Here is a 5,153-nt window from a genome sequence, read left to right as displayed (position 1 = left end):
CTTTAAGTTTTTTAAAATAACATAAGCGAGTAGTTTTTTTGTCCTCATAACGGGGGTATGATACCCGGATTTGGTATTACCAGTTGGGACAACCCAATCGGTAAAGGCGCGCTCACAATTGGCACAAGTCTGTGAATATCTTCAGAATAGACCCATCGCCCTATTTGATAGTGAGTATGGGTGCGCCCCTCTGGTTAAAGCTACTGCTGCGATCGCCGCTGATAAACTAATGCGTATTCGCTCCAATCGTTGCTTATGGTCAACACCCCCAGCCTATAGTGGTAGAGGACGGCCAAAAATTCATGGAAACCAGTTTAAGCTTAACGACTCCTCAAGCTGGTGGGAACCAGAACAAACCCTGGAATCCCTTGAGCCGAAACTCGGACGAATCAGGTTGAGAACATGGGATAACTTACATTTCCGAGGTAGTCCCAAACATCCGATGACTCTGATTTTAGTAGAACGCTTAGACACTGTAACGGGTCAATTAAAAACTCAACCTTTGTCGTTAGTTTGGGTTGGTGTTCAAATGCCACCTCTTACATAAATTTGGCAACTATATCTACGTCGTTTTGCCATCGAACACTGGTATCGCTTAGCGAAACAAACATTGCATTGGACAATTCCGAAGCTAAGCACTCCAGAACAATGTGAACGATGGAGTGATTTGATGCCATTGCTAACTTGGCAATTATGGTTACCTCAAGATTTAGTCAGGGAAATTCGTCTACCGCAGGCATTAGCCTCTCCCTGAATTGACACCTGGAATGGTTGCACAATCAATGCTTCCACTTTTAATTAGGATTGGGAGTCCGGCTGTTGCTCCCAAATCCCGAGGAAAATCGGCTGGATGGTCATCCGGTAAACTGCGCGCTCAAAGATGTCGCTATCCCGTGGTCAAAAAGGGTAAAGGTCGGTTCCAAAACTCTCCCAAATTCGTAATTTAACCTTAGAAAACTCTTTCTAAATTCACTAGAATTTCACTCAGCGTTAGCTGAGTCAATTTGTGCTTAGTCTAAACTCCAATAATAATTGTTCTGATGATTCTGACTTGTTGACGGCTGCCTAATTTTATTCTTTGATTTTGGGGGTGGTTTTTTGTCTTCTTTATACCCCCTGAACGCTTACAGCGTTCGTCGATCGTTATTGAGATAAATTTGCCGCCTAACTAGCGATTATCCTTCAGAGGGCAAGCTGTTTTCTGGCCACCAGTAATAATGGGTAAGATTTTTGATGGGTTCCGTCATAGTTGTCGATAAAATTTGACAGCGTTCTTCGAGAACTACTTCCAAATCTTGTATCTTGTCGAAACTTTTATTGACTAATGGTTCATCAGTCATAGACCATAGCCTTTCTGCTGGCTGAACTTCCGGCGAGTAATATTAATTCTCCAAAGCCATGCTACAGTACCTATTGCCGATAGAATATAATCCCATCCCGCGATCGATGCGATTGTTTCAGTTGAAAATTTTTTAATAAAACTGCGAACTTTTTCTTTGATTTCATCTAAGTTGTCATACAGTCCCCAACTCAATTCTTGTTTTATACAGCACTTCCGGATGTTATGAGGTACAATATAAGCGACTAACAAATAATATCCCCATGAAAGCATATTCAATAGATTTGCGAAAAAGAATAGTAGCAGCACATAAGCGAGCAAAAGCTGTCTATCCGAACAACAGCAGCAATATTTGCTGTGAGTAAAAGCTTAGTTCAAAAGCTTGTCAAACAACAAAAAATAGAGGGAAATGTACAGCCAAAACCCAGAGGTAAACCGAGGTATAGTCATTTGAATAATGCCGAAACAGAGATAGCGAGAAATAGTGACGGCACATCCCGATGCAACCTTACTAGAGTTGTGTGAGCTATTTGCCCACAGAACAGGAAATTGGGTCGGTAAAACAGCAATGTGTAGCGCGTTACAGAAGTTGGGATTAAATCGCAAAAAAAAAACGGTCAGGAGTAGCCAAGCAGGGACAAAAAGAGTGATGAAGTTAAGGTTAGAGTATTGGGAAAAAGTCAAGGATATCGAGCCAAAAAACCTACTCTTTCTAGATGAGACTGGAGTCTTGCTAGGTTTAAGACGAACTCATGCACGCTCGGAACGAGGAACTAGAGCCTATGGAGTCAAACCTTTTTATCGAGGGGAAAAAGTCACAGTAATTGGTGCAATTAGTCTTCAGGAAGTAGTGGCATTAATGACAATAGATAACTCGATGGATAGCAAAGCATTTGAAGTATTTATCGAGAAATGTTTAGTCCCACGATTGTGGTCGGGAGCAGTAGTAGTTATGGATAATTTACCCGCTCATAAACTAGCTTCTATTAAGCCTATGATTGAAGCTGTGGGTGCTTCCATCTTGTGTTTGTCCCCCTACTCTCCTGATTTTAATCCGATTGAATTATGGTGGTCTCAGCTTAAATATTTGTTGCGACAGTTTTCACCAACTACTACTAAAATGGTTGACACCATAATTGCTGTCGCTCTTGACTTAATGAATCCCAAACATCTCAAAAACTGGTTTACTAATTGCTGCTACTGTACCTCATAACATCCGGAAGTGCTGTATATTGCCATACTCTCTCGATTGGATTCAATTCGGGACTGTAAGGTGGTTGAAAAACCAGTAAAATATTATCGGGGATTTTGAGCTGGCTACTATGATGAAACTTACCATTATCCAGTTGCACAACATTTAAATGCTCCGGATATTCTGCTGCTTGGTTATCTAGGAATATTTGAAAACATTGACCATCAAGATGTGAAAACTCCAACCAGAAATTTTCTCCGGTTTGAGGGGCAACCGCCCCGTATAAATAGTAAGCTTTAAAATTCCACTGAACTTTACCTATTGGTTTAACTCCACAGGCTGTGATTTTTTTCCTTTCAATCGTTTTTAAGCCAATTCTATTTTCATCTTGACACCAATATTTGAGACCCTTTTTTGCTGGATTTGGACCGACATAATCCAACCAGCACGCTACTTTTAGGAATTTTTCTAGTTTTTTTTAAACTCGCTTGCGACTCCTGGATCTTTTTTATTACTCAAACGCCTTGGAACTTTTAACTTGCCTTTCATTCGGTAGCGTATTTGCTTGTGTAAAGTTTGATATTTGACGGATACTTGATAGTTCTCTGCCACCCATCTGGCAATTTCTTTATAGCTCTTAAATTCGCAGGCTTCTTCATTGATCTTTATCGAGATTCCGGCTATTATTTCTGAGGAGATTGCTCGCGGTCTACCCGTCGATTGACCCAGCTTTAATAATGATGACAAACCTCCCTCACTATATTGTTTGAACCATCTTTGTACGATGATTCTATGTACTCCTACAAGTTCAGCTACATCTGTAATGCTCGGGATCAAACCAGATTTTAACAAATAAAGTGCCTGAACTTTTTGTCTGTTAGTTACAGCTCGTTGCTGTGACATAATTATTTTTAATTCGGTCACAGTGTCCTCAATTCTTTCTTGGTAATTTACTTTCATACAATCATCCTTACCCTAGGATTGCTATTGTAGTATTTTTTTGGAGAAATGGTATAACCTGGCAAATATTCTACACAAATTCCTGATGGAATCACCAGTCGCTCGCTCCGATGCCAACCGGCTCTGTCCATCACTAACAAAATTGTTTTAGATTGTCCGGCTCCAGTTTGTAACGCAAAATTTTCTAAGACTAGACTCAGCCATTCACAGTTGACTCTGGGAATGATAAACCATTCAGTTTTTCCAGTAGGAGGATTGACAAATCCGTAAAGATATACCCATTCGTAGCGATGACAAACAACTGCCGATGGTCTTTCTCCTATGGGGGCCCATACTTTACGGAGAATTGGTTTGAGTCCTACTCTATGTTCGTCGAATGACCCGACCTCTATTTGATGTGAAGGAAAGTCTTTTTGCAGCTCCCTTACTCGGTTTGACAGTTTTTTTTTAAGTTTTCTTGCTTAATTATATCTCCGTTTTTATGTCGGGGTCGAGGTCTTTGATGTGAGTAACCACACTTTTTTAGATATTCCCAACCTCTTTGTTTCCCGACTCGTTCTCTCCCGATTTCTTGGGCAATCCATAATGCAACCTTGGGTCCAGTCCACAGACCTCGATCAGGAGATTCCCCCGCTAAACTTAAGCGCAGTTCTTCCAATTGCAGAGTGTTGAGTAAGGCATGGGTAGGGCGTTGTTTTGGGGGCTGTTTTTTGAGATGAATCGCTGTCTCTCCATGCTGGTTATAGCTTTTAACTATCGAGGGAGCATAATCATAATTAATTCCCAGGACTGCGGCTGCTTCTTTAATTGTTTTTGAGAGCGCAATTAACCAGAGTAATTGCCAGCGACGCGCTTCGATCGGGTTGGTTGCCGAACGGTAACGATGTTTAAGTTCTGTCACGCTCAAGTAAGGTTCCAAGTGTGCAATTCTTGTCATCTTGAAAGTTTGAACCATTAACTCATAAAGACGATTGTAGTTCTTTTTACTACCAGTTTTCATAAGTCGATCTCCCGCACAGCATTCGAGCTCCCGCACAGCATTCGATCGCTTGCCATAAACACATAGATGGCGATTGAGCGCCCCTAGCATTCGATCGCTTGCCATCATAACGGGGGTAACTAACCCGGATTTGGTATTAATTGAATTAGTATGGCATTCGACAAAAGAATATATTGCCAATAGGCTATTTAAATCAATTGAAGAGCTAGAGTATTTATTGCATATCCTCTTAAATGAAGGACAATTAATAATTAAATGGGGGCGTAAAATCAAAAACTAGGGTAATGCTTGTATCACAGTTTAAATGTGCAACAGCTTATAACCAGAGCCTGTCAAGGAGTGATTTTTACAAGCCTAAATTTAGTCAAAAGTCTCATGGAAAAAACTCACACTAACAAGGGTCTATCTGTAGTTGTAAATGTGGTAGATAAAATCTATGAAATTGGTCGAAAGGTGACTGATGATTTTAAAAAAAATCTGAAAATTCTTTTTGATGAATATTTACCCAAATGGAATTATCGAGCGGTACCTCAACTCACGAATTAATCAAGTTATTAATTTTTCATTCCTAAATAGGTTATTGGGTAAGTAAGTCGGTGAGAAAAAACCAAACTATGTTAAAATAAGTAAACATAGAGAATACGTCTACTGAGGTAACTCAA

8 protein-coding genes and 2 pseudogenes are annotated in these 5,153 nt (G+C 40.2%); 4 read left to right on the top strand and 6 right to left on the bottom strand.

Annotated elements, in window-relative coordinates; all coding sequences use genetic code 11:
• The first annotated feature begins 118 nt into the window (after positions 1-118).
• The gene (locus tag QUB14_RS28070) at positions 119-547 is read left to right on the top strand and encodes a transposase (RefSeq protein WP_333221424.1); all 429 of its coding nucleotides are present in this window, start codon (positions 119-121) and stop codon (positions 545-547) included.
• A 628-nt stretch (positions 548-1,175) separates the two neighbouring features.
• Here QUB14_RS28070 and QUB14_RS28065 read toward each other — a convergent pair.
• Positions 1,176-1,340 carry a hypothetical protein gene (locus tag QUB14_RS28065; protein WP_333221426.1) on the bottom strand — a complete coding sequence of 55 codons (165 nt, stop codon included), beginning with the start codon at positions 1,338-1,340 and terminating at the stop codon, positions 1,176-1,178.
• The gene (locus QUB14_RS28060) at positions 1,337-1,612 is read right to left on the bottom strand and encodes a hypothetical protein (RefSeq protein ID WP_333221428.1); all 276 of its coding nucleotides are present in this window, start codon (positions 1,610-1,612) and stop codon (positions 1,337-1,339) included. Before QUB14_RS28060 ends, QUB14_RS28065 begins: the two co-directional genes overlap by 4 nt.
• A 211-nt stretch (positions 1,613-1,823) precedes the next feature.
• Here QUB14_RS28060 and QUB14_RS28055 point away from each other — a divergent pair, with 211 nt between their 5' ends.
• The gene (locus tag QUB14_RS28055) at positions 1,824-2,552 is read left to right on the top strand and encodes an IS630 family transposase (RefSeq protein ID WP_333221430.1); all 729 of its coding nucleotides are present in this window, start codon (positions 1,824-1,826) and stop codon (positions 2,550-2,552) included.
• Between the two features lie 19 nt (positions 2,553-2,571).
• On the opposite strand, the pseudogene QUB14_RS28050 reads toward QUB14_RS28055, so the two are convergent.
• The 4 genes and pseudogenes from QUB14_RS28050 to QUB14_RS28040 form a co-directional block, all read right to left on the bottom strand.
• Positions 2,572-2,973, bottom strand: a pseudogene (locus QUB14_RS28050) (IS630 family transposase); the annotation flags it as partial.
• Positions 2,974-2,999: 26 nt separating this feature from the next.
• Positions 3,000-3,491, bottom strand: a complete 492-nt coding sequence (locus tag QUB14_RS28045) for a helix-turn-helix domain-containing protein (RefSeq protein ID WP_333221434.1) — start codon at positions 3,489-3,491, stop codon at positions 3,000-3,002.
• On the bottom strand, positions 3,488-3,883 hold the full coding sequence (locus QUB14_RS28865) for a transposase (protein WP_445251886.1): 396 nt from the start codon (positions 3,881-3,883) through the stop codon (positions 3,488-3,490). The genes QUB14_RS28045 and QUB14_RS28865 overlap by 4 nt, the downstream gene beginning before the upstream one ends.
• Positions 3,884-3,915: 32 nt before the next feature.
• Positions 3,916-4,428 carry a winged helix-turn-helix domain-containing protein gene (locus QUB14_RS28040; protein ID WP_333297434.1) on the bottom strand — a complete coding sequence of 171 codons (513 nt, stop codon included), beginning with the start codon at positions 4,426-4,428 and terminating at the stop codon, positions 3,916-3,918.
• Positions 4,429-4,612: 184 nt separating this feature from the next.
• Between QUB14_RS28040 and QUB14_RS28035 the strand changes: the two are divergent.
• Together QUB14_RS28035 and QUB14_RS28030 are read left to right on the top strand one after the other, a co-directional pair.
• Positions 4,613-4,771: pseudogene (locus tag QUB14_RS28035) on the top strand (IS630 family transposase); the annotation flags it as partial.
• A 26-nt stretch (positions 4,772-4,797) separates the two neighbouring features.
• The gene (locus tag QUB14_RS28030) at positions 4,798-5,037 is read left to right on the top strand and encodes an ISAzo13-like element transposase-related protein (RefSeq protein WP_333221438.1); all 240 of its coding nucleotides are present in this window, start codon (positions 4,798-4,800) and stop codon (positions 5,035-5,037) included.
• Positions 5,038-5,153 lie beyond the last annotated feature (116 nt).

The organism is Microcoleus sp. B3-D2, from assembly GCF_036705345.1.
In the GTDB taxonomy this organism is placed as follows: domain Bacteria; phylum Cyanobacteriota; class Cyanobacteriia; order Cyanobacteriales; family Microcoleaceae; genus Microcoleus.
The sequence above is the reverse complement of the archived record's forward strand: the minus strand, read 5'-3'. Positions and strand labels throughout refer to the sequence as shown.

Coding starts and splice junctions, on each gene's coding strand:
- QUB14_RS28065 (WP_333221426.1), bottom strand. CDS start 1,340: ATGACTGATGAACCATTAGTCAATAAAAGTTTCGACAAGATACAAGAT.
- QUB14_RS28060 (WP_333221428.1), bottom strand. CDS start 1,612: ATGCTTTCATGGGGATATTATTTGTTAGTCGCTTATATTGTACCTCAT.
- QUB14_RS28045 (WP_333221434.1), bottom strand. CDS start 3,491: ATGAAAGTAAATTACCAAGAAAGAATTGAGGACACTGTGACCGAATTA.
- QUB14_RS28040 (WP_333297434.1), bottom strand. CDS start 4,428: ATGACAAGAATTGCACACTTGGAACCTTACTTGAGCGTGACAGAACTT.